At 52.8% G+C, this 24692-nt stretch carries 21 protein-coding genes; 13 read left to right on the top strand and 8 right to left on the bottom strand.

Going from position 1 to position 24692, the window contains the following annotated elements; all coding sequences use genetic code 11:
• Positions 1-6 precede the first annotated feature (6 nt).
• Positions 7-2400, top strand: a complete 2394-nt coding sequence (locus AC07WB_RS09785) for a glycoside hydrolase family 31 protein (RefSeq protein WP_494940430.1) — start codon at positions 7-9, stop codon at positions 2398-2400.
• A 117-nt stretch (positions 2401-2517) separates the two neighbouring features.
• Here AC07WB_RS09785 and AC07WB_RS09780 read toward each other — a convergent pair whose 3' ends face one another.
• Positions 2518-3063 carry an NUDIX hydrolase gene (locus AC07WB_RS09780; protein ID WP_345829648.1) on the bottom strand — a complete coding sequence of 182 codons (546 nt, stop codon included), beginning with the start codon at positions 3061-3063 and terminating at the stop codon, positions 2518-2520.
• Positions 3064-3119: 56 nt separating this feature from the next.
• Positions 3120-4022, bottom strand: coding sequence for a ParB/Srx family N-terminal domain-containing protein (locus AC07WB_RS09775; protein ID WP_494940429.1), 903 nt, complete (start codon positions 4020-4022; stop codon positions 3120-3122).
• Positions 4023-4155: 133 nt separating this feature from the next.
• On the opposite strand from AC07WB_RS09775, the gene AC07WB_RS09770 reads away from it, so the two are divergent.
• The gene (locus tag AC07WB_RS09770; RefSeq protein WP_494940428.1) at positions 4156-4788 is read left to right on the top strand and encodes a DapH/DapD/GlmU-related protein; all 633 of its coding nucleotides are present in this window, start codon (positions 4156-4158) and stop codon (positions 4786-4788) included.
• An 82-nt stretch (positions 4789-4870) separates the two neighbouring features.
• On the opposite strand, the gene AC07WB_RS09765 is transcribed toward AC07WB_RS09770, so the two are convergent.
• A complete protein-coding gene (locus tag AC07WB_RS09765; protein ID WP_494940427.1) occupies positions 4871-5839 on the bottom strand; it encodes a GT-D fold domain-containing glycosyltransferase in 969 nt (322 codons plus the stop codon).
• 763 nt (positions 5840-6602) lie between these two features.
• Between AC07WB_RS09765 and AC07WB_RS09760 the strand changes: the two genes are divergently transcribed.
• On the top strand, positions 6603-8963 hold the full coding sequence (locus tag AC07WB_RS09760) for a membrane-bound PQQ-dependent dehydrogenase, glucose/quinate/shikimate family (RefSeq protein WP_494940426.1): 2361 nt from the start codon (positions 6603-6605) through the stop codon (positions 8961-8963).
• 80 nt (positions 8964-9043) lie between these two features.
• On the opposite strand, the gene AC07WB_RS09755 is transcribed toward AC07WB_RS09760, so the two are convergent.
• Positions 9044-9436, bottom strand: coding sequence for a VOC family protein (locus tag AC07WB_RS09755; RefSeq protein ID WP_345829657.1), 393 nt, complete (start codon positions 9434-9436; stop codon positions 9044-9046).
• On the bottom strand, positions 9433-10596 hold the full coding sequence (locus AC07WB_RS09750) for an MFS transporter (protein WP_494940425.1): 1164 nt from the start codon (positions 10594-10596) through the stop codon (positions 9433-9435). Before AC07WB_RS09750 ends, AC07WB_RS09755 begins: the two co-directional genes overlap by 4 nt.
• Positions 10597-10736: 140 nt before the next feature.
• On the opposite strand from AC07WB_RS09750, the gene AC07WB_RS09745 reads away from it, so the two are divergent.
• Together AC07WB_RS09745 and AC07WB_RS09740 are read left to right on the top strand one after the other, a co-directional pair.
• A complete protein-coding gene (locus AC07WB_RS09745) occupies positions 10737-11507 on the top strand; it encodes a DeoR/GlpR family DNA-binding transcription regulator (RefSeq protein WP_097097262.1) in 771 nt (256 codons plus the stop codon).
• Positions 11508-11717: 210 nt separating this feature from the next.
• A complete protein-coding gene (locus AC07WB_RS09740) occupies positions 11718-12434 on the top strand; it encodes a GntR family transcriptional regulator (RefSeq protein ID WP_097097263.1) in 717 nt (238 codons plus the stop codon).
• A gap of 1 nt (position 12435) precedes the next feature.
• Here AC07WB_RS09740 and AC07WB_RS09735 read toward each other — a convergent pair whose 3' ends face one another.
• Entirely contained in the window at positions 12436-13635 is a 1200-nt protein-coding gene (locus AC07WB_RS09735) for an enolase C-terminal domain-like protein (RefSeq protein WP_400455913.1), read from the bottom strand.
• Positions 13636-13937: 302 nt separating this feature from the next.
• Between AC07WB_RS09735 and AC07WB_RS09730 the strand changes: the two genes are divergently transcribed.
• Entirely contained in the window at positions 13938-15305 is a 1368-nt protein-coding gene (locus AC07WB_RS09730; RefSeq protein WP_494940424.1) for a PTS transporter subunit EIIC, read from the top strand.
• Between the two features lie 77 nt (positions 15306-15382).
• Here AC07WB_RS09730 and lplA read toward each other — a convergent pair whose 3' ends face one another.
• On the bottom strand, positions 15383-16399 hold the full coding sequence (lplA, locus tag AC07WB_RS09725) for a lipoate--protein ligase (protein WP_494940423.1): 1017 nt from the start codon (positions 16397-16399) through the stop codon (positions 15383-15385).
• Positions 16400-16601: 202 nt separating this feature from the next.
• Here lplA and AC07WB_RS09720 point away from each other — a divergent pair, with 202 nt between their 5' ends.
• The gene (locus AC07WB_RS09720; protein ID WP_345829668.1) at positions 16602-17282 is read left to right on the top strand and encodes a type 1 glutamine amidotransferase domain-containing protein; all 681 of its coding nucleotides are present in this window, start codon (positions 16602-16604) and stop codon (positions 17280-17282) included.
• An 87-nt stretch (positions 17283-17369) separates the two neighbouring features.
• A complete protein-coding gene (locus tag AC07WB_RS09715; RefSeq protein WP_494940422.1) occupies positions 17370-17978 on the top strand; it encodes a TetR/AcrR family transcriptional regulator in 609 nt (202 codons plus the stop codon).
• A 119-nt stretch (positions 17979-18097) separates the two neighbouring features.
• Here the strand turns inward: AC07WB_RS09715 and AC07WB_RS09710 are convergent, their stop codons facing one another.
• Positions 18098-18556 carry an RpiB/LacA/LacB family sugar-phosphate isomerase gene (locus AC07WB_RS09710; protein ID WP_097097269.1) on the bottom strand — a complete coding sequence of 153 codons (459 nt, stop codon included), beginning with the start codon at positions 18554-18556 and terminating at the stop codon, positions 18098-18100.
• Positions 18557-19002: 446 nt separating this feature from the next.
• Here AC07WB_RS09710 and AC07WB_RS09705 point away from each other — a divergent pair, with 446 nt between their 5' ends.
• Genes AC07WB_RS09705 through AC07WB_RS09685 form a run of 5 tightly spaced genes read left to right on the top strand, consistent with a single transcriptional unit; the run spans position 19003 to position 24532 of the window.
• Positions 19003-20337, top strand: coding sequence for an MFS transporter (locus AC07WB_RS09705; protein ID WP_494940421.1), 1335 nt, complete (start codon positions 19003-19005; stop codon positions 20335-20337).
• Position 20338: 1 nt separating this feature from the next.
• Positions 20339-22084 (top strand): dihydroxyacetone kinase family protein, encoded by a 1746-nt coding sequence (locus AC07WB_RS09700; RefSeq protein WP_494940420.1) that lies wholly within the window; start codon positions 20339-20341, stop codon positions 22082-22084.
• Positions 22085-22087: 3 nt separating this feature from the next.
• Positions 22088-22861, top strand: coding sequence for a triose-phosphate isomerase family protein (locus AC07WB_RS09695; protein WP_494940419.1), 774 nt, complete (start codon positions 22088-22090; stop codon positions 22859-22861).
• Positions 22861-23670, top strand: a complete 810-nt coding sequence (locus AC07WB_RS09690) for a sugar phosphate isomerase/epimerase family protein (protein ID WP_494940418.1) — start codon at positions 22861-22863, stop codon at positions 23668-23670. The genes AC07WB_RS09695 and AC07WB_RS09690 overlap by 1 nt, the downstream gene beginning before the upstream one ends.
• A gap of 4 nt (positions 23671-23674) precedes the next feature.
• Positions 23675-24532 (top strand): phosphogluconate dehydrogenase C-terminal domain-containing protein, encoded by an 858-nt coding sequence (locus AC07WB_RS09685; RefSeq protein WP_494940417.1) that lies wholly within the window; start codon positions 23675-23677, stop codon positions 24530-24532.
• The last annotated feature ends 160 nt before the right edge of the window (positions 24533-24692 follow it).

Genomic DNA, 24692 nt, shown 5'->3' with positions numbered 1-24692 from the left:
GTAACGATGAAAACGTTAAAAAATTGGTCTTTAGCTGGCTCTGATGCGCATCATGTGGCGCTGACCGTCGATGGTAAACACACGCTCTGCCTGTATGTGCTGGAATCGGGGATGTTTCGCGTGGCGATTAAACGTCAGGGCGCCTATACCCTCGACAGAACATGGAGCATTGCGCCGCAGAGTGATGTGCCGTGGGAAGGGCGTCAGCGTGACAGTCTGGCGGGCTTCTCACTGCCGGGCTTTACGCTTGAGGAGGAGGGCAGCACCCTGGTGATCGCCACCGATAAGCTACGGGTAATCGTGCATCAGCCGCTGGCGCTGGAGTGGCAATATTGCGACGGCGCCGGCGCGTGGCAGCTGCTGACTTGCGATCGCCCGACCAGCGCCTATCAACTCAATGCACACGGCGATGGCGTAGCGCACTATCAGCGCCGCATGCCTGATGACCGTTACTATGGGCTGGGTGAGAAAAGCGGCGATTTGCAGCGCAACGGTCAGCGTTATGAAATGCGCAACCTGGATGCTATGGGCTATAACGCTTCTTCGACCGATCCGCTCTACAAACACGTGCCCTTTACCATTACGCGCCGCGACAATGTCAGCTTTGGTCTCTACTACGATAATCTCAGCAGCAGCTGGTTTGATCTGGGGAACGAGCTCGATAATTATCATCAGCCGTATCGCCGCTGGCAGGCGGAGAGTGGCGACATCGATTATTACCTGTTTGTTGCTGATAAGGTACTGGATGTCACCAAGGCTTTTGTGCGTCTCACCGGGAAAACGCTGTTCGGCCCGAAATGGAGCCTCGGTTACAGCGGTTCAACCATGCATTATACGGATGCGCCAGACGCGCAAAATCAGTTGATGAACTTCATTCATCTGTGTGAAGAGCATGATATTCCGTGTGATTCATTCCAGCTTTCATCGGGTTATACCTCCATTAACAACAAGCGCTACGTGTTCAACTGGAACTACGACAAAGTGCCACAGCCGGAAGTGATGAGTCAGGCGTTTCACGATGCCGGCTTGCGCCTCGCCGCCAATATCAAACCGTGCTTGTTGCAGGATCATCCGCGTTACAACGAAGTGGCAGAGCAAGGGCTGTTTATTCGCGACTCTGAGGCCGATGCGCCTGAGCGCTCGGTGTTTTGGGATGACGAGGGGTCGCATCTTGATTTTACCCATCCTGGCGCCGTGGCATGGTGGCAGGAAAATGTCACCAAACAGCTGCTGGAAAAAGGTATTGATTCCACCTGGAATGATAACAATGAATATGAGGTGTGGGATGGCGAGGCGCGTTGCCACGGCTTTGGCACGCCCATTGCCATCAAACACATTCGTCCGGTGATGCCGCTGCTGATGATGCGCGCCTCTATGGAAGCGCAGCAGCGTTTCGCCCCGGAAAAACGTCCTTTCCTGATTTCACGCTCCGGCTGCGCCGGGATGCAGCGCTACGTGCAAACCTGGAGCGGTGATAACCGCACCAACTGGACCACGTTACGCTACAACATTCGCATGGGATTAGGCATGAGTCTGTCTGGTTTGTACAACGTAGGACATGACGTGGGCGGTTTCTCCGGCGATAAGCCCGATGCCGAACTGTTTGTGCGCTGGATACAAAACGGCGTGATGCACCCGCGTTTTACTATTCATTCCTGGAATGACGATCGCACCGTAAATGAGCCCTGGATGTACCCGGCCGCCACGCCTGCGATTCGCGCCGCGATTGCGCTGCGTTATCGTCTGCTGCCGTATCTCTATACGCTGCTGTGGCAGGCCCATGCTGATGATGAGCCGATGTTGCGTCCAACTTTCCTCGATCACGAGCAGGACGCGCAGACGTTTGCCGAATGCGATGAGTTTATGCTGGGGCGCGATCTACTGGTGGCCAGCGTGGTCGAACCCGGCCAGCGCTCGCGTCGTCTGTGGCTGCCCGATAACCAAACCGGCTGGTATGATTTTGCCAGTCAGCGATGGTATAGCGCCGGTCAGTGGGTCACGCTGGACGCGCCGTTAGAAACGCAGCCGATGCTGGTGCGAGCCGGTGCGGGATTACCGCTCAGCGAGCGCCTGCGGCATGTGGATGCCAACGCTGACGATTGCCGCACCCTGCAGCTGTTCCCACTACAGGGCAAAGGCGTGACGAACGGCATGCTGTTTGAGGATGATGGCGAATCATGGGGCTACCAGCAGGGCAATGCGCTATGGCTGAACTGGGAAATGCGCAGCGATGCTCAGAGCATTCATCTCACCTTTACCCGCAAGGGCACTTTCCAGCCGGCATGGCAGAGGTTGAAAGTGACATTGCCAGTAGGTGAACAGCGTAAGCTGTTGATTGACGGTGTAGAGGTGAATAGCGCGCAGGCTGAGGTCGTATTGGCGCAGATAGCGTCTGCGTAATGCGTTATTTATCGATCGCCAGGCGTGGCGATCGATAATGACCCGCGCGGTTTCCTAAGGTGCGCAGCGATGCGCAACAGAATCATCAAATGCCAGGCCACAACGGCGGTGGCGGCGTTAATCGATTAGCTTTTTCGCCCGGGCCAACAGAAATGCCGTCACCGATGTCGCATCGGTAATTTTTCCCGCCAGGATCAACGCCAGAAAGTCGGCAGTTTTCATTCTACTCGCCGTCAAACCCACTTCTTCCGCATCGAGATTTTGTCCCTGATACGTCAGATCCCGCGCCAGATAAATGTGATAGCCCTGGGCGGAGTAGCCCTGAGCTAGCTTCTGATAACCCACATAACTTAACTCCCCGGCGACCAGGCCCGTTTCTTCTAAGAGTTCACCCGCGGCAAGATCTTCCGGCGCGGCATTGGGCGTCAGTTCCCAGCTACCTTGAGGTAACTCAATGGTGCGTTCACCAATGGGATAACGGTACTGTTCAACCACATAAATGCTGTCATCTTCGATGGGCAGAACGACCACAAAGTCATCTTTCTCGATTACCGAATAGATACCTTCGCTGCCATCCGCCCGCTGAATTTTATCTTCTTTCAACGTTAACCAGCGATTGCGGTAAATCTCTTTAGATACAAGCGTATGGATTTCGGCTTTCACATCATCCTCCAACGTAATAATAGAAAAGGCGGAAAGATCCTCCGCCTGAAGAGAGATTACTGCGCAAAGGCCCACGTCAATTTGCCGTTATCAGAAACCAGCTTATCCAGCTTCTTCTCATTCACTTTCTTACGCGCGCCCAGCTTTTCAGCGGTCAGCGGTCCGCTATCGCTGTGCGCAATCACCGTTTCTTTCGGGATGCTGGTCATTTTCTCAGCGATTGTTTTCAATGCATTGGCGTAACCGCTGCGATCTTTCAGATCAAACGTTTTAAGCGGCAGCTGGGTTTCAAGCCACTTTCCCCAGTAAAACTCAAGGAAAGGCGGCGGATTTTGTTCTTTATCGAAGCCGATATCACGCACGAAATAGACCAGCGAGCGATATTCATCATTTTGCATATGCTTGCGTCCTAGCTCTTTGGGTAACGCATCGGGTTGGACCTTACCAGAGGGCGTATCCAGCCACACCAGATGTGCCGTCTCCATCTTTTGCCAGAATGCCGACATGGTCGGCAAGCTACGGAAGTCATCAGTGATGCGCACCTGAACCGGCGTGTTGAGACCGGCGATATCGGCAAAATTACTGAAGGTATGGTGGCCATCGGTGAGATAAAGCGTGTTATCGGGTGCAATTACGGCGGTTTTCATCGGGCCTGGTTCGCTACCGACCGGCAGCTTGCAGCTGAAGCTACTGGGTTGAGTGAGGCGGGATTGACGATCAAACTTAGCGACCCCCTTTTGCCCCATGCTTTCGCAGTAATCATCAAAGAGCTTTTTGGGTTCGGCTTCATAACGATGTTGCTTGTAATCCAACTGGCGATAGCCAATGGCCGCCTGCGTAGGATGAAGCTGCGCCAACTGAACTTGCACAATGTCACCGGCTTTAATGTCGGCGGGCAGCGCGGCAGAAGCCTGTCCGGCTGACCACAATAACGCCAGAATTGACCAGGGTGTTCTCATTCCATTTCCTCAAATCGCCAGTCACAGAGGCGCACAATAGCATTACTGTCATCTTTGCGCTGTAGCGTTGTGGCTGGCGGTTGCCCCGCGGCAACCGGTTATCCAGACATCTGACCACAACGGAGCATGTATTATGGCACTTGCTGCTGTGCAACCGGCAAAACTGCAAAAGACCTTTATCGATCCAAGCGTGCGCATGCGCGAAACCAGCATTGGTCAGCAATGTGAAGTGCTGGCGCAAAGCTATCTCGAATATAGCGAATTAGGCGATTTCTCCTACCTCGGCGAACATTGCTGCGTGGCTGATGCACAGATTGGGCGCTTTACGGCGATAGCTAATCAGGTACGTATTGGTGCGCCTAATCACCCGATGGATCGTGCCTCTCAACACCGTTTCACCTACTGTCCGGAATATTACGATACACAATCACAGCGCGATGCGGGCTTCTTTGCCGATCGTCGTGCCGACCGCGTTATTATTGGCAACGACGTGTGGATTGGCCACGGTGTGATTGTCTTGCCGGGCGTAATGGTGGGCGATGGTGCCGTATTGGCGGCGGGGGCGGTGGTGACCAAAGATGTGGCGCCGTACACCATTGTCGGCGGCGTTCCGGCTAAAGTCATTCGTGCGCGCTTCGCCGCTGACATTGCCGCACAGCTACAGGCGATAGCCTGGTGGCACTGGCCGCTGGAGAAAATCATGGCCAACCTGGCAGACTTTCAGTCTTCCGATCTCACCCTTTTTTGCCAGCGACATGCAAACTGAAGGCAGAAAACGGCAGCGTGTTTTCGTCTGCCATCACACGCCAGCGCAAAATGGATGTCGTTGCGATGGCGTGTGACGTGCATCATACCATCGGGGGATGGTTGGTCATCGCTGACAACACGGCATCCTGTGGCAGCCCGACATGCAGCAAAATTTGCTGGCGATAGTGTTCGTCAGCGTCGCGCGACGTATCGCTCAGCAACACGCCCACCTCATTAACGTTCTTACCGGCCACTTGCACTTTGTCACGTGCCGCACTGCGCATCCATTCGTACTCAATATCGATATGACCCGTATCAATACAGCGAATACCGTGCTGGCTGAGATCGTAAGCCAGTACGGTGGCAGTAGGTCCGAGCGACATCAGCACCATATCGTAGTCGCGCGCATGCGCCAGCACCAAGCTGTAAAGATCGTTGTAAACCGAGAAGGCATTACGATTAAGCGTGGTAATGCGCTTAATGTCTCGGGCACCGGCTAACAAATCGTTGCCGATACCAAGGCGCGTACCGCTGCCTTCTACTATCAATATCTTTTTGTCGTGAAATAGCTGCTTAAACTTAGTGAAAATACGCGTCGCTTGCTGCTTATCTTTATAATCATGATATGGACGCGTCACGGAAGTATTGCCGTAGAGATAATTCTTTTTTAATAACGCTTCATAATGACGAAAATAAAAGGCCTTATGAAAAAACCAGAATAGGGCTGAACCAAAACGCATATTGCCGGTACCGCGAAAAGCATCGGGCAGACATAATAAACACGGATTATTTAGCTGACTTCCGCGACGCAGAATCTCTTTTAGACGAATTGAGAGACGTTCATCGAAGGCCTGGAAGCCAATATTTTTAAATAGCGTCATCTCCAGTTCTCCATCGCCATAGCGACTAATGGACAGCTTGTCGTTGCTGAGCAGCAGGTCAACGGTTTGCTCGGGTGACAACACCTGATATTGACGAGCGTGTGCGTTAGCAACGGGAAACCTAAAAGCAGCATGTGTGAATTTAAAAGGAAAACGTAATTTACGATAAAGGGAGTCTGCGCTGATCATAATAACCTTCTTTTTATAAGCGGCTTAGCCGCACAGCAGTAAGGTGATGTATATCACGCTTACCCGAACAGCGCAGGCTGAGGAAACTCCCAAAATAATATTTCAAGCCGATGGCTAATCAATGACAATAAACACAGGGCAAGTTTAAAAAAACAGAAAATGAATAATAATGGGGTTGTGGATACTACCGCGTTTATTATTGCCAGGAATAATCGCAATGACTGTAACCTGATTAATAAAACAATTTCATCTGATGTTTAAGCATACAAACTCCGATCGCAATGGTTTCGCCCAAACGATCGCGCTGCGTACGTCTGGCGGGTTTTGTACCTGTTCATCGCTTTTGCATGATAAGGAAAGCGAGAAAATAATGAGCGGACTAATCAAGTGATTTCTATAACGTTTCCCTGGTATGCATAACCGCATGAGTTTATCGCCTCAGCGCGCGATACAACTCAGTTTCGCAGCGCAATCAATGGTGAGGAAACGCGTCAGTACCGTGCATTTAAGCGCAGTTTTGTTATCAAAAAATGCGGTTTATTTGCATCAATGATTAATTCTCTCAACGAAAATGAAACGTGATTTCAGTCACATTATGAGCGGAGCGGCGGCTGGCAGCGATAAGCCAAACTACATTCATAAGCGGAGCTAACGACACACTTGGCAACGGGTTTTTACTTAACGGTAACGTACGTTAAAATTTTGTTGATTCTATGTGGGTTAATTTTTGAGGTTTTTTGATGAAAAAGGTTGAGGGATTAGCATGGTTAACAAACTAACCAGCATCGTGCTCGCGATCCTCGCGATTGCCTTGTTGTATATGGGCGGCAAGCTGCTGATGCTGGGCGGCAGTGCATTTTATGCACTGATGGCGGTGGGATTACTGATCACCGCCATTTTACTGTTCCGCAACCAGCGCAGTGCGCTGGCGCTATATGCAGTACTGATGTGGATTACGCTGGCCTGGATTATCTGGGAAGTGGGCTTTGACAAGTGGCAGTGGATCCCGCGCGGCGACCTGTTCGGCGTAATCGGCCTGTGGCTGGCAATGCCGTGGGTAGTAAAACCGCTCTATCGCGGTGAGCGCCGTTTCCATAGCTTCCTGGGCGGCACGGTGATGATCATGATTGTGGTGGTGATTGGTCTGTGCTTCTACGATCCGATTCCGCAGGAAGGCACCATCAGCAATGCGCGCGAGCAAAATAGCGAGCAGGGCGCGGCTAACGACTGGACCGCTTACGGTGGATCCTCTGATGGCCTGCGTTTCTCCGCGCTGAACCAGATCAGCAAAGAGAACGTGAAAAACCTCGAAGTCGCATGGACTTATCACACCGGCGATCTGCGTCAGGATGCGGATGCGACCGAATACACCTTCGAAGCGACGCCGCTGAAAGCCAATGGCATGCTCTACTTCTGTACGCCGCATAATGAAGTCCACGCGCTCGATCCTGAAACGGGCGCAGTGAAGTGGAAGTTCACGCCAAATAAAGATCGCTCTTACCTGCAGCAGCATCAAACCTGTCGCGGCGTGAGCTATTACGAAGACGCACCGGTTGCCGCGCAGGAGAATGCCGCCAACCCGGCGATCTGCCGTAAGCGTGTCTTTAATGCCACCACTGACGCGCAGCTGATCGCGCTGGATGCCGATACCGGCAAACCGTGCGCCGATTTCGGTGAGAACGGTGTGGTTGATCTGCATGCCAATATGGGTGAAGTGCGTCCCCATGCGCTGATGCAAACCGCGGCACCGCTGGTGGCGGGCAAGCTGGTGATCGTTGGCGGTTCGGTGATGGACAACGGCTTCAACAGCGGTAACCCGTCAGGCGTAATTCGCGCGTATGACGTGCAAACTGGCCGTCTGGTGTGGAACTTCGATCCGGCTAACCCGGAAAACACCGCACCGATCGCCGCGGGTCAGAACTATCCGCAGGACACGCCAGTGGCGTGGGGCACGCTGAGTGCTGACCTGAAAAATGGTGTGGTCTACGTGCCGTTTGGTAACGCTTCACCGGATGAAGTGGGTATTGAACGCGATCCAAACAGCAACACCGAGAAGTTCCGCGATGCGCTGGTGGCGCTGGATCTGCAAACCGGTGCCTTCAAATGGCGCTATCAGAGCTCCAACCACGATCTGTGGGACCGCGATAATCCGTCACAGCCTTCGCTGGTGGACATCGATTATCAGGGCCAAAAGCAGCCTGTGGTGATTTTGCCAACCAAAACCGGCAACCTGTTTGTGCTGAATCGTCTTACTGGCCAGCCGGTTTATCCGGTGAATCAGGTGAAGGTTTCAACCGAAGGTGGCGTAGCGGGCGAGAAATTTGCCGCGACGCAGCCGGTATCCAGCCTGAACTTTATCCCGCAGCCGTTGACCGAGAAATCAATGTGGGGTATCACGCCGTTTGACCAAATGTCATGCCGCATGGATTTCCGTAGCCTGCGCTACGACGGTAACCCGTGGACGCCAGCAACCGAAGCGGGGTCGCTGATCTTCCCGGGTAACATTGGCGTGTTCAACTGGGGTTCTGTCGCCGTCGATCCGCAGCGTCAAATGCTGATTGCCGCGCCAGTGCGTCTGGCTTACAAATACAATCTGATCAAACGTAGCGAGCAGACCGCCACCGAGCGCCTGTTCACCAAAGATGGTCAGCCGTACTGGAATGAAAACTTCCACGGTGATTATGCCATTCACATTCAGCAGCTGGCGTCTGGTCTTGGCATTCCTTGTGTTGCTCCACCCTGGGGCCGTATGGCGGGTGTGGATCTGAAGACCGGTAAAACCGAATGGCTGCGCCGCGTCGGCGTCACCAAAAACCTGAAAACCAGCTTCCTGCCTGGCCGCTTCCCAATCGGTTTCCCGATGGGCATGGTGGCGCACGGTGGTCCGTTGCTGACGGCGGGTGATTTGGTGTTCCATGGGGCAACGGCGGATAACTTCTTCCGTGCCTACGACAGCACCACCGGTGAACTGCTGTGGCAGACTGAACTGAGTGCCGGTGCGCAGGCCACGCCATCTACCTTTATGGGTAAAGACGGCAAGCAGTACGTGGTGATTGCCGCTGGCGGCCACGGTTCGCTTGGCACCCAAGCGGGTGACAGCGTGGTGGCATTCCGTTTGAAATAACCCCGACTACGTCAAGTTAAGGCGCCCATTGCGGCGCCTTTTTTTATCTGCTTCGCGTTAAATAAAAGCTATCGCGCGGTTTACTCATCATCACTGACAATTTCAATCAGATTGCCGTCAGGATCCCGAATAAGGGCTTCATAGAAACCATCTCCGGTTATCCGCGCCGGACTGACTAAAATCTTCTGCTCCGATGCCCGTTTGACCATCGCATCCACATCTTGCCTGGCGCCAACGTTAATCGCGATATGTGCCCATCCGGTCAGTTCTGTGCCATTCGCTCCTTGTGCTAACGCTTCCAGAGCCATAAGTTCGATGGTGGCGCCTTCATGCAAACGAATGAAGTGAGAACGAAAACCAGGGCGATTTTTGCTGATATAAAGTTCATTAGATGTTCCGCCAAAAAAATCCTGCCAAAAATGTTGCTGGGCAGTCAAATTGTTGGTCCATAACGCCACGTGTGCAATTTTCATGCGTTCTCTCCTGCAGGGGTTTTATTGCCTAAATTGAGCGTGAGTGACAGTGCAGCGACGACAAGCATCAGCACCATGATGAGTGAGAATGAAAGCGCGAGAGAGCTGTAATGGGCAATGTAACCAATTATCGCCGGACCACTTAAAACCCCGAGGTAGCCTAACGTTGTCATTGCGGGTACCGCCACTACCTGTGGCATTACTTTCTGTTGTCCTACCGCGGAGAACATAACCGGTACGATATTGGCGCAACCGGCACCCACAAAAACGTATCCCAGCAGCGAGAGAGACCATGAGGGAATAAAGGTTACCAGCGCCAGTCCGGCTGCCGCAGTGAGCGCGCCCACCAGAACCACCGGCAGCCGTCCTAGCAGAGAAATAATGCGGTCTCCGGTAAGTCTCGCCAGCGTCATCGCCACAGCAAAACAGGTATAACCCAGCCCACCCAAGGTTTCAGGAATATCCCGCACCTGCGTCAGATAAACGGCACTCCAGTCCAGCACCGTTCCTTCCGTCAGGAATACGGCAAAACAGATGAGGCCCAGTAGTAATACGTGCCCGCGCGGCACGGCGAATGCTGGGCCCTCTTTAGGATTGGCATAGGTTAGAAGCCCCGGAAAACTGAGTATGGCCAACACCATCACCGTGAACGTCACCAGCAGCGTTGCGGCCAGCACGCTCATGCCCAATGACAGCAGCACAGTCATAACCCCTGCGCCCGCGATGCCGCCGAAGCTGTACATGCCATGAAATCCGGACATCAGTGGCGCAGCCGATTGCTTCTCAACGAGAATGGCCTGAATGTTCATTGCGCAATCCGTCACGCCAACACCCACACCAAAAATCAGGAGAACCAGGCCAAGTAGCAGAGGATTGGCAATAACCGCCAGTAGCGGCGTGCTCAGGATAATCAATGCGATGGCGACAACGATGACGCGGCGACAGCCAAAACGGCTGGTCAGTAGCCCCGTTACCGGCATAGCGATCAGCGCACCAAAGCCAAGACAGAGCAGCAAGGTGCCAAGCATCGCTTCGTTGACCCCTGTGTTATTGCGCGCGAAAGGCACAATGACGGCCCAGGTGGCGGTGACAAACCCGGCAATAAAAAAAGTCAGACGCGTAGCGCGGCTGGGAGTAATGCTGCTGAGATGCTGAATCATTTCATTCCTCTTTATAGATGGATAACAATCCCTGGGAGCAACGGGGTAGTTCATTGCGCCTGCATGCAAGATTGACAATCTGCAAACATTTGCGCGATTATGCTCATTGTAGATCGTTTTTGATGGATTAAGGAATGTTTATGCTCGATTATGCTGCCTTTCCGGATCAGCGACAAGCGCTGATCAAACAGATCCTGCAAGAGCAGGGACGGGTCGTCTGTGTTGACCTCGCCAGACAATTGGGCGTTTCAGAACACACTATCCGGCGTGATCTGCACGAACTGAGTAAGGAAGGTATTTGCAAGAAAGTATACGGTGGCGCTGTAATACAGTTACCTGAAGCGGGCACTTTTCTGCTGCGAAAAGAGCAGAATCACGCAGCAAAGGAGATGATCGCGACGGCCTGTGCCAGCCTTATTAAAAACGATAGCTGTGTATTTATCGATGCGGGAACAACCAATTTGGCGATGGCCCTGGCTTTGCCAGAGGCGTTGTCATTAACGGTGGCAACAAACGCGCCGGATATCGCCGCCGTGCTTTTAAAACACCCCAATATAGATGTCATCATGCTGGGTGGGCATATTGATAAAAAAAGCGGAGGCTGCGTAAGTCACACAGCAATAGAGCAACTGCGCAACATCCATTTTGACCAGGCCTTTATTGGCGGATGCGCCATGAGCCCTGAATCAGGTCTGACAGGATTTGATTTTGCCGATTGCGAATTTAAAAAAGTGGCTATTAAACAGAGTAACCAAACGATTGTTGGTCTTACGGCGGATAAAATCCCCGGCGTTGCCAGATTCGCGGTGGCGGGCTGTGACGAAATCCATGTTCTAGTGGTGGAGGAGCAGCTTAACAAGGCGTTTTACAATGCATTTCGTGCAGAAAATATAACGTTAATAACAGTTTAGAAGGAGATATTCCGATGCGCGAGTTTTTTATCCAATATTATAAAAATACCAGCAAGGTGGAGTCTTCACGAATGAGAAGGATATCGATCTCGCTGAGGATGAAACTCTTGCATGAAATTATGCAATGGGACTTGTTCGATGACGGTAAAAATGAAATGTAGTGCTGACGTGGTATTATCCTTCCGTCAATGATAGGAGGAGGGTAATCTAATGAAAAAGAAAGAGTTCGTTACCCAGGATTTGCTGAGCAAAATTTATCAGGAAGACACATCCGCGCCCCGCAAATTGCCCCCTGAGCGTCAGCTGGCGGAAGAGTATGGCGTTTCACGTTTTACCATTCGGCAAGCGCTGGAAAAACTGGTCAGTATTGGAGCCGTGCGTATCGTGCAGGGTTCAGGCATCTGGATAAACGAGACGGTACGTAATAACCCGCTCGTCTATAATTCAATCACTGAAAAACGTTTTGATCAGATACATTACCGCTCTCTTAGCCTGCGTAAGCGACGTCCTGATAGCGACGAGCAACAAATATTTGCCATCAACGATGAGGCATTTATCTGGGAATTTTCCCGCCTGCGCTATGTTGATAATATCGCGGTGCAGATTGAAACCTCGCGCATGCCCGCGCAATTATTTTCCGATCTTACGGGGGAAATAATCGAGCGTTCTATTCAGCAATATGTTTTAGCCAGGGGCTATCACATTTCACATTTGCTAACCAGCTACCGGGCTATTAGCGTCAATCGCGATCAGGCTACGCTTCTTGGCTGTAAAAAAGGCAGCCCGGCGATGCATATCATTAACCGCGGCATTCTTCAGGGAGGACAGGTATACGAAATCAGCGACATTGTCGATATTGATTACACCTGCACCTACCTGATTCCTCATAATCCTGACAATCTGCGCTTTCGTCAGAAACAGCGTTAAATTATGGCGTATGAATAGTGCCGTCCGGCAGGCGACTTTGTGTCCACTCATGCGGACGGTAGACCACCGGATATTTCTCCGCCAGCGCTTGATCAAAGGTTACGCCGATACCCGCCGCTTGTGGCGGATAAATAAATCCCTTGTTAACGTTAGGTGCGCCCGGGAACATCGCATCCGTCAGCGATGAGCGTGGGATAAATTCCTGAATGGCAGCATTGTGTAAATGAATATTTAGATGCGTATTCACGGCGACACCGATAGGCGTCATATCACCTGGGCCGTGCCATGCTAACCGTATTCCGAATGCCTGACACAGCGCCGCCAGTTTAAGCGCTGGCGTGATGCCACCAATTTGCGAAATGTGGCAGCGAATGAAGTCGATTCGGCGATGAATGATCAACTCATGCCATTCGGCTGGATTATTAAATAATTCACCTAATGCCAGCGGCACGGCACTCTGCTGGCGTAACTGTGCCAGCCAACCGGTTTGCGCCGGAGGAAGAACATCCTCGAGAAAATAGGGCATATAAGGTTCCAGTTGTTTAACCAACTGAATCGCTTGCTGCGGAAATAACCGTTCGTGAACATCATGCAGAATTTCAAATTGATGACCATATTTGGTTCTCAATGCACGAAACATCTCAACCGTATTTGCCATGTACTGTTGCTGAGAATAATAAGCGCCGGCGGTACCCTTTTCTGGAGCATGGAGATCCTGGGCGGTACCGCCGTAAAACCCCAACTGACAGCGAATATGACGGTAGCCAATTTCTAGCGCTTGATCTACTGAGGCATAAAGTTCTTCCAGCGTTTCACCACTGGCATGGGTATAAGCTGCAATCGCATCGCGTGATTTCCCCCCCCATAATTGATACAAAGGCATACCCGCCAGCTGCGCCTTAATATCCCACAATGCCATATCAATACCGGAAATAGCATTATTGGTTACCGGACCGTTTCGCCAATAGGCATTAACGTTCATCATTTGCCACAGATCTTCAATATTATTGGCATCTCGCCCGACCAAAAGGGGAACCAGATACTCATCGACCATCGTTTTTACCGCCAATGGACGCTGTTGAAAAGTGGCACAGCCGTGTCCCGTAATGCCTTTATTGGTCGTAACGCGTACGGTAATGAGATTATGGCGATCGGGACGAGTAATAAAGCAGTGAATACTTTCGATAATAGTTGGGGTCACAAAGAAAACTCCTCTGGCACACTCACAGCGTTTAACAGTAAGGCAGAATGATATGAAATTTTTACCCTATGATTGCTGGGTTTTTATTAAGACGCAAACCCTTTTTATGTAATAAATATTGGTTAAAAAAATGCGTGATTTCTCTTTAAAAAACAGACCAATTTGCGATTTTTCGTGTCATAAAGCCTGTTGAGTGTGGTTTTGTGATCCTCATCATGATTTATTGGTTTGTTTTGCCTGCGTTCATTTATTACCATCCAGAGCAGATTTCATCAGGGCAGTTTTTTCCCTTAGGAGCAAGTATGGGAACGCAGGACGTCATAGGAAATATCATTCAGTTAGTGGGCGGAAAAAATAATATCAATAAAGTCTGGCACTGTATGACTCGGCTGCGCTTTGATCTAATTGATGACAATAAAGTTAATCAGAGTGGAATTAAAGCGCTGCCCGGTGTTCTGGGGGCGCAAATGCAAAGCGAACAGTTTCAAATCATTATTGGGCCGAAAGTAAATAGTTGGTATGAGCAACTCGTGCCCGTGCTGAATAACGATAATCAGCCGCAGATACAGCGGGAAAAAACGCGTAAAAGCATCGTTTCCCTGTTTATGGATACCGTTTCCGGTGTATTTGGACCCATTGTTCCCGCCATTGCTGGCGCAGGGATGATAAAAGGATTACTAGCCGGTTTGGTGGCATTACAGCTGATCTCGGCAAAGAGTGATACGGTGATGGTGATTGATTTAATCGCCAGCGGCGTGTTCTATTTTTTACCGTTTTTCCTGGCGGTCTCTGCGGCTAAAATCTTTAAGACCAATGAATATCTGGCCACAGCCGTTGCCGCGTGTTTGATGTATCCGTCATTAATCGATGCAGCTAAAGCGCTGGCCGCACATCAGGAAGGTGCCGTAAACGCATTCTGGTTTATGGGCCTGATTCCGGTTTCGGTATTCAACTATGCCTCAAGTGTTATTCCGGTCATCTTTTCAATTCTGGCACTGAGTTATATCCACCGCTGGGTTGATCGTATTATGCCGGAAGTGTTGAAAACGGTCTTTACGCCAACGTTAACGCTGTTTCTCGCCGCGCTCACTGCGCTAGTGGTGATTGGCCCGATGGGTATTTGGCTAGGAAAGGGATTAGCGTTATTTATTGAAGGCTTGTTCAGTATTTCATCCAGCTTTGCCGGTTTGATTGTGGGTGCCATTCGGCCGCTGGCGGTACTTACCGGTATGCACCATGCAATGACACCCATCGCGCTGCAGAATTTCAGCGATCGCGGTTATGACATGTTGATGCCGATGATGTTTATGGCAAATATGTCAATCTCAGGAGCGACCTTTGCCATCTGGAAATTGAGTAAAAATCGTCAGGATAAAGTCGTAACGCTTTCAGCTGCGATCTCAGCGTTATTAGGCATCACTGAACCTGCGCTGTTTGGGGTATTAACGCGCTATAAAAAAGCGTTTATCGCCGCCACCGTATCCAGCGCACTCGCTTCCGCCTTTATTGGTTTCTTTGGCGTGCGTTTATATGGCTATATCCTTTCCAGCATATTTAGTCTGCCGGCTTACATCGGACCGTACTTTATCTGGGCCGTTTCGGGCGTAGTGATTGCGCTGGTCTTGTCCTTTAGCCTGACGATAATACTGGTAGGCAAAGAAACTGATTAAGCTGTGCAGTCTGAGCAAGGATAAATAAGCAAACGGCATATCGAGCGTTGGTCGCCACACGTGGCGACCGAAGCTATTTAGCTTACGTTGCTCACCAGCCAGGTTTCCAGCTGGCTCAATTCATTAATCTGACCCGGATAGTCTGTTTTCAACTGCTGCAATTGCGCCAATATCGTGTCCGGCCGGTACAATGTCCCTTGCAGACGCATCGCCAGCGCTTCTAAAGGGGAGGGATTAAGGCTGTCAGTGAATATTTGGCAGCGAGAAATCACACCACGCTCAACATCAAAGTGAATCTCCACGCCGCCCCAGACAAAGCGTTCATTAAGCAGATGCGAGAAATCGGGTGCGCTGCCGAAATTCCACTCCCAGCTACTTTGTCGGGCAAATTGCTCCTTGAAACCGGGCAATTTCGGTAGCACGGCGGGGGAGATGTGCTCCGGTTCGCAGGCTTCCTGATAATAATTAAAGTAAGCGGCAACGACCTCACGACAAATCGTATCAAAGCGAATATCCGGCACTAATTCGGCAATGTTGGCCACGCGTGAGCGCACAGAACGGATGCCTTTCGCCTGTAATTTTTTGATGTCGGGGTTGAGGTACTCGGCAAGACGCGACAAATCCGCATTCATCAGAAATGTACCGTGATGAAAACCGCGATCCGGCGTTTCACGATAGGCGGAGCCCGATATTTTGCGCATTTCGCCCGCCACGTTGACCACAATATCGTTGCGGCCGGAGGCTTCGGCGGGAATACCGAGCCGTTCTAAAGCACGCAGGATGATGGCCGTAGAAACCGTTTTATCGTATTCCGGTTTTCCGGCCATAAAGGTGAAGCAGCAGTTACCCAAATCGTGAAACACCGCGCCACCGCCGCTGCTGCGGCGCGCCAGCTTGATACCGTCCTCGGCCATACGCCGAGTGTTGCACTCTTTCCACGGATTCTGGGCTCGCCCAATCACCACGGTTTCGGCATTCTGCCAAAGAAAAAGCACGCGCTGCGTTGTCGGCATTTGCCGAAAAATGCACTCCTCCACAGCAAGGTTAAACCAGGGATCGTGCGAGTCTGAGATAAGCAAACGTAAGGTGGACATCATTCCTCCAGTTCCATGAGAAAGGGCAAGCGGAAGATAGGTTACGCTTAAGTGGATTGAAAGGTAAGAAACGAGGGCGCATGACATTTTACTAAAATTGCCTCAGGCTCTAGACGACTGGTCTAATAGATGTTAACGTGAATTTAAGCGCTAGACGACTGGTCTAGTTTGAATATTTAATCCTGGCAACTGGAGATTGACGATGAAGATTCTTATGGTTCTCACCTCGCACGATCAATTAGGCGATACCGGACGTAAAACCGGCTTTTGGCTGGAAGAGCTGGCTGCGCCTTACTACGCGTTCAAAGATGCCGGGGCCGACATCACGCTGGCTTCACCGAAAGGCGGCAAGCCGCCGTTAGATCCTAAAAGCAACGAGCCTGATTTCCAGACCGAACAAACCCATCGCTTCGAAGCCGATGCCGCAGCAACTCAGCAACTTGCGGCCACCGTACGTCTGGATAGCGTAACGCCTGCCGATTACGACGCCGTGTTTTACCCTGGCGGTCACGGCCCGTTGTGGGATTTGGCCGAGGATAAGCATTCCATCGCGCTGATTGAAGGCTTCCTCGCGGCAAACAAACACGTCGCGTTGGTATGTCATGCGCCGGGCGTGTTGCGCCATGTCAAAACGCCAGAAGGGAAGCCGCTGGTGCAGGGGCGCAATGTTACCGGCTTTACCAATAGCGAAGAGGAGGCCGTTGGCCTGACAAAGGTGGTGCCATTCCTGGTGGAAGACGAACTGATTGCCAAGGGCGGTCTGTATTCTAAAGGTGCCGACTGGAGTTCTTACGTGGTTAGCGATGGCCTGCTGATCACTGGACAAAATCCAACATCCTCAGCCGAGACCGCACAACAGCTGATAAAGCAATTAGCTCAGTAAAGGCCGATTAACGGGAGGCGAACGTGTCGTCCGCCTTCCATTTTCCTGAGCATAGACGACTGGTCTAGTATTTGATAATCTTGGGCTATGACTACTGCATCCCAATTACATGGCCATGAAATCCGCGATCACATCCTTGCTACCGGCCAACGTATCATGGCAGGCAAGGGGTTTTCGGCTGTCGGATTGAATGAAATCCTCACCGATGCTGGCGTGCCGAAGGGTTCGTTCTATCACTATTTCAGTTCGAAAGAGGCGTTTGGCGTAGCGATGTTGGCGCGCTATTTTGATGATTATCTCACCGATCTCGATAGTACCTTGGCCCAGCCGGATCTCACCATGGCACAACGTTTGATGAACTACTGGCAGCTGTGGCGTGAGACACAATCGTTCTCCGATTGTCAGGGCAAGTGCCTGGCGGTGAAGCTGGGCGCGGAAGTCGCCGATCTTTCGGACAGTATGCGCGTTACGCTGCAGAACGGCACTTCAGGGATCATCGCACGTCTGGCGGAGGCGTTAGAAGCGGGCGTGAAAGAGGGATCCCTGGTGATTGATGATAAACCGTCCCTCGTGGCAGAAAGCCTTTATCAGCTGTGGGTGGGGGCCAGCATCATGGTGAAAATCGTGCGTCATACTGGCCCGTTTGATTCAGCCATGAGCATGACGCAGAAAATTATTCGTATTACCGCGCAATAACACGGTCCTTCCGCCTCAGCCACCCTTATGCGGGTTTTTGCCAGGGAAACCCTATGCGCTTTGTTTTGATCGCCATTCTTGGTGCTGCAAAAGTACGCAGCAGGGCGCGAGCGCGGCGCTTATTTAGCGTGGGAAACTTGCTCGTAGTAACCGATTTTCTCAACTTTAGCGGTAGAGCCGCCCCCTTCGAACTCTGATGCCAGCCAGGCATTGACAATATTCTTAGCCAGCTCAGGGCCAATAACGCGCGCGCCCATGGTCATGATCTGAGCGTTGTTGCTCTTACGGGCACGCTCGGCGGAGAAGGTATCGTGGCACTGCGCGGCGCGCACGCCTTCCACCTTGTTAGCGACAATAGCCACGCCGATGCCGGTACCGCACAGCAGGATACCGCGCTCAAACTCTTTTTTCTGAATGGCGGTAGCCAATGCAAATGCCACATCCGGATACATCGGACGATCGTTTTGCGCATCATTGGTGTAATCCGTTACCACAAACTCTTTCTCTTCCAGCAGTTTTTTAATCACGTTTTTCAATTCGATAGCCGCATCATCGGCGCCAATAGCGATTGTTTTCATCGTCGTTCTCCAGCAGGGTTGGCATGGTCGCCTGCACTTTTGTTCAGCAGGCGAGAAGATGTTCATAAGCAGCCTGCCATAGAATTAATCATGTGTTCAAGTGTTGTTCATATGAGAGGTGCCAGATATCGCCCGTTAATGCGCTTGAAATCACCATACCAGTGTGGTTTTGGCCGCTGCATTGAGCAAAAGTCCGATAATAACTGCAAAATAGAATCTCATGAGCGCGCTCACACTTTCGTGTATTGCGCTTGAGGTGTGCGCAATTATCCGTGTACTGTTCATTTGTTCGCATAGCTTTACTAATGTACAAGAAGACCCATTAAGGACTCGAACATGCTGCATTTACACCTTACCTCTCAGTTCGCCTGCCGCCAGCGCGCCCTTAGCGCTGGGCCAACACCGCTTAACGAAATGAATAACTCCGCATGTCCTGGAGGTGCGTTATGAACCAGCCAACCGTCACGGCGGTGGAAAAGTCCACCATCAGAAAAATCTCCTGGCGTTTAGTGCCGTTCGTGGCGCTGATGTTCTTTATTAACTTTCTCGACCGCACCGCGATTTCGTTTGCGGGCCCCAACGGCATGACGCAAGACCTCGGCCTGACGGCGCTGCAGTTTGGTTTAGCATCAGGCATCTTCTTTATTGGTTACATCCTGCTGGAGGTGCCCAGCAACCTGGCGCTGCATAAGTTTGGCGCGCGTCGCTGGCTGGCGCGCATCATGATCAGCTGGGGGATTGTCTCGCTGTTGTTCACATGGGTAAGCAGTGTGGAAGGTTTGTATACGCTGCGTCTGCTGCTCGGCATCGCTGAGGCTGGCTTCTTCCCGGGCGCGATCCTCTACCTCAGCATGTGGGTACCTGGCCGGCATCGCAGCAAAATTCTATCGCTGTTCTATCTTGCGCAACCGCTAACCGTGGTATTTGGCGCACCGTTAGCCGCTTCATTAATTGAGCAGCATGGTCTGTTCGGCATGGCCGGCTGGCGCGTGATGTTTATGGGCGTCTCAATTCCCGCAATTCTGATTGGGTTTGCTGCACTGTTCTGGCTGGTGGATTCGCCGCGCCAGGCTAAATGGCTGACCTCCGAAGAGAAAACCTGGCTTACCGCTGAGCTGGAAGCCGAGCATCAGCAGAAGCAGGGCCATCAGAAACACAGCCTGCGCTCGGTAATGGGTAACGGCCGCGTATGGATGCTGTGCCTGATTTACTTCGGATTCATTTATGGTCTGTATGCGCTGGCGTTCTTCCTGCCAACCATTATTGCTGGCTTCCAGCAGCAGTTCGGCACCACCTTTAATGTCATGCAGAAAGGATTGATTACCGGCGTGCCGTACCTGATCGCGGCGGTGGTGATGTTCTTCTGGTCGAAAGACGCTGCGCGTCGTGGCTGCAAAACCTGGCACATCGCTATTCCGGCGCTGGCAGGCGGCATCAGCGTGCCGCTGGCGCTGTATATGGATTCGCCGTTCACCACCATCATGGTGATTGCGATTACCGCCAGCGCCATCTTCGCCGCGCTACCTAACTTCTGGACATTACCGACGCAATTCCTGACCGGTGCATCTGCGGCGGCCGCGATTGCACTGATTAATACCTTAGGAAACGTAGCGGGCTTCTCTGCGGGCTACATTACCGGCGCGCTGCATGACGCGACTAACAGCTATGCCTTGCCGATGTTTGTGGTCGGCGGATTCATGCTGCTGTCAGCCATTCTCATGCTGTTACTTAACCGCCGTCGCTCGCCGTCTCAGCCGATCTCTTTAGCTCAGGAGCATTAATATGACGTACCTGTTTAACCAACCCTCAGCCTTCGCCGCTGAGCTGATTGAAGGCTTTGTCGCCGCCAATGCCGATAAAGTGCGTCAGGTTACTGGCGGCGTGGTGCGCAGTACCCGTAGCGAGCCGAACACCGTGGCGGTAATTGTCGGCGGCGGATCGGGCCACTATCCGGCGTTTGCTGGATTGGTTGGACAAGGCCTGGCACACGGCGCGGCGATGGGCAATTTATTCGCTTCGCCCTCGGCGCAGCAAATCTACAACGTTGCACGTGCGGCGCATAACGGTGCTGGCGTGCTGCTGATGTTTGGCAACTATGCGGGTGATGTTTTGCACTTTGGCCAGGCCTGCGAACGTTTACGGGCGGAAGGCATCGCCTGTGACGTGCTGGCGGTCACCGACGATATCTCCAGCGCGGGCAAAGAAGAGCTGGAAAAGCGTCGCGGCGTGGCAGGCGATCTTTGCGTCTTTAAAGCCGCCTGCGCCGCTGCTGAAGCGGGGCACGATTTGGCCGCCGTGGTAAAACTGGCACAGCACGCGAATCAACGCACCCGCACCTTTGGCGTGGCGTTTGCCGGTTGTACTCTGCCAGGCGCATCGCATCCGCTGTTTGAAGTGGAAAAAGGGCGCATGGCGCTGGGATTAGGCATTCACGGCGAGCCGGGCATTAAAGAGACCGACATGCCGAGCGCAGATGAGTTGGCGGAGATCTTCGTTGAGCGCCTGCTCAATGAATTACCCGTTGATATAAAGCAAGCTGAAGGTCAGCGCGTGGCAGTGATCCTCAACGGTTTGGGCTCGGTGAAATATGAAGAGCTGTTTGTGGTTTATCGCCGCGTCGCGCAGCTGCTGGACGCAGCAAAAGTGCAGATTGTCGAACCTGACGTCGGCGAATTTGTCACCAGTTTTAATATGGCTGGCGCGTCACTGACGCTGATGTGGCTGGATGAAACGCTGGAAACCCTGTGGCGTGCGCCAACCAATACGCCAGCCTATCGCAAAGGTAGCGTGCTGGTTGCAGAACCCCTGAGCGCCACGGAGCGAGAGGAAAGCCGTGAAGAAGCCTTGCCTGCCGCGACCGCTGAATCGCAGGAAAGCGCCAAACGCGTTCTGCAACTGCTGGAATCAGTGACTGATATGTTACAACGTAACGCAAAACGGCTTGGCGACATTGATGCGGTCGCTGGTGATGGCGACCACGGTATTGGTATGGAGCGTGGCGTGCTGGGCGCAGTAGCAAAGGCGCGTGACGTTGCCGCGCGCGGTGCGGGTGCTGGCAGTTTACTGTGCCGGGCGGCAGATGCGTGGGCTGATAACGCCGGCGGCACGTCTGGCGCTTTGTGGGGCGTGGCGCTCACCGCGTTGGGCACTGCGCTGGGCGATCGTTTTACACCCGATGCGCAGCGCGTGGCAGCGGGTGTGCGTGCAGCCAAAGAAGGCATCATGCACTTTGGTAAAGCGCGCGTGGGTGACAAAACCATGGTTGATGTACTGGTGCCGTTTAGCGACAGCTTAAATGCGGCTGTTGCAGAAGGCGCATCGTTAACCGATGCCTGGCTGGCGGCGGCGCAGGTGGCAGACAAAGCCGCGCAGGATACCGCGCAGCTGGTACCAAAAATGGGCCGCGCACGTCCGCTGGCAGAAAAAAGCCTGGGCACACCCGACGCAGGCGCAATTTCACTTGCATTAATCGTGAATACCGTGGGCGATCTGCTAAAAGAACAGAGTACGTCTGAACAAGGAGTTTGAAGCATGTCTCAGCCAAAAGTCTGGCTTGGCGTCAGTTTAAAAATGTACTTCGGTTATCAACAAACGCTGCAGTGGTGTCGCGATGTGGCAGCCATTGCCGGGCATCCGGCCGTGAAAAGCGGTGAAGTGGGTTTATTTGTCCTACCGGCTTATCCCGCCATTCCGGCAGTGGCGGAGATCTTTGCTAATACGACGGTGCGCTTCGGCGGTCAGGATGTTTGCCAGGCGGAGAACGGTGCATGGACCGGTGAAGTCAGCGCCAGCATGCTGCAAGAGCTGGGCTGTTCGCTAGCCGAAATTGGCCATGCGGAACGCCGTCGTCACTTCCATGAAGATAACGCGCAAATCGCTGCCAAGGTCGCGATGTCGCTGCGCCACGGCATCACGCCCGTGCTGTGCATCGGTGAAGAACAGCAGGCGGATCCGCAGCAGGCGATCACGCTGTGCGAGCAGCAGCTGGCGGAAGCCTTATCTGACGCCGCGCAGCAGGGATTAGAAGGTGAAGTGTTCTTTGCCTACGAACCACAATGGGCAATCGGCGCGCCGCAGCCCGCGCCGGACAGCTACATCCGCGCGGTGTGCGCCGGCCTGCAGCAGCTCTCTACGCCGCCGGGTATCACGCTGAAAGTCATTTATGGCGGCAGCGCCGGTCCGGGGCTGATTCAACGCCTTGGTACAGACGTGAATGGTCTGTTCCTGGGACGTTTTGCTCACGATCCGCAAGCGTTGGCCCAAATTATTGAGGAAGCCAGCGTGTTGGCTCAGGAGCGCCGTTAATGAGCCGGATAGGACTCAGCACCTACGCTTTTTTCTGGCGCATGTCGTCAAACGTACCCAACCCGCTGACGTTGGAGCAGATGCTGCAGCAGACCGCGGACCTCGATATCTCGGTGTTTCAAATTTGCGACTATCCGGCGATTGAAAGCTGGTCCGACGCGCAGCTGCTTACGCTGCGTCAGCAGGCCGATGCGCTGGGTATTACGCTGGAATTAGGCACGCGTGGTCTGGCTACCGCCCATTTGCTGCGTTATCTGCATATGGCGGAAATTCTCGATGCTCACGTGGTGCGCTCGATGTTTTATACCGCCGATCATCGCCCGTCGCTGGATGAAGCCACCAATCTGATTGCTGCCGTGTTACCTGATTTCGCCCGCCAGCAGGTGCGTCTCTGCCTGGAGACGTATGAGCAGGTCAATAGCGGCGTGATGATGTCGGTCATCAATAAGTTCCTGTCGCCGTGGCTGGGCGTGTGTCTCGATCCCGCCAACTGTGTCGCTGGGCTGGAGCTGCCGGAGCAGGTGATCGCCAACACCGCCGCGCGCGTCGGCAATCTGCACATTAAAGACTTTGCCTTCACGCGTCGTGATGGCTGGGTTGGCTTTACCTTTGCCGGCTGCCCGATGGGCGAAGGTTTGCTGGATTACGATCGGATGATCGCCAGCGTGCGCCCGGTGGATAAAGGCATTAACCAAATCGTCGAACACTGGTTGCCGTGGCAAGAGGATGCTGCCGTGACCTGCGAGCGAGAAGCCGAATGGACTCGCCGCACCGTTGAATTCTTACGCAGTAAACAAAATCAGGAGTAACAACATGAGCGTGCAACTGAAAACCATCACCGTGATAGGTGCCGGCGGTAAAATGGGTATGCGTATTTCTGCCAACTTGCAGAAAAGCGATTACCAGGTGTTTTACTGTGAGAACTCACCAAAAGCGCAAGAACAGATTAGCGCGCAGGGTCGCGAACTCTCTGATGCCGCCTCCGTGGTGCCTTTAAGTGACGTGGTGATTCTGGCGGTACCGGATATCGTATTGGGAAAAGTCTCTGAAGGCGTGGTGCCACAGATGAAACCGGGCGCGATCCTGCTGACGCTGGATCCGGCTGCCGCGTACGCGAATTTGATCGCCCATCGTGATGGCATTGAATACGCGGTGGCGCATCCTTGCCATCCGTCGGTATTCCTTGAGCGTTATACCAAAGAAGAGCATGCGGATGCTTTCGGCGGCATCGCAGCGGTTCAGCACGTGGCGGCCTCGTACGAAAGCGGTTCCGATGCGCAGAAAGCCGAGCTGAGCAAGGTGATAAGCGTGATGTACGGTCCGGTTGAGCACGTCCATTGGGTAACCGTGACGCAGCTGGCGTATCTGGAACCGACGCTGGTGGAAACCGTCGCCTGCATGGTCGGTGCCTTCATGAAAGAAGCGCTGGACGAAACCGTGAAACACAGCGGCGTGCCGGAAGAAGCGGCCAAGGCGATGTTGTATGGTCATATTCAGATTGCGCTGGCTGTCGCCTTCCGTGCCACCAACCCGTTCTCCGATGCCTGCATGATCGCCATGGAATATGGGCGTGAGAAGATCGTTAAACCTGACTGGAAACAAATTTTCTATCAGAAAGAGCTGGATATCGTGATTGCCCGCATGCTGAAAATCGACGCTATCAAGCGCTAAGCGTGATGCCCGATCGACTCGCGGCGCGGTTATCTGGCGAAGCGAGTCGTATCAATGATATAACTCCCTGCCTAAGTCACATCAAGCCGGTATTTTGTAGGGGCGCCATTCATGGCGACCAGGTGCGCATAAATGCGCACCCTACGTGGCGCGCTTGCAG

Source organism: Pantoea sp. GW821-FHT03E06 (assembly GCF_059420725.1).
The sequence above is the reverse complement of the archived record's forward strand: the minus strand, read 5'-3'. Positions and strand labels throughout refer to the sequence as shown.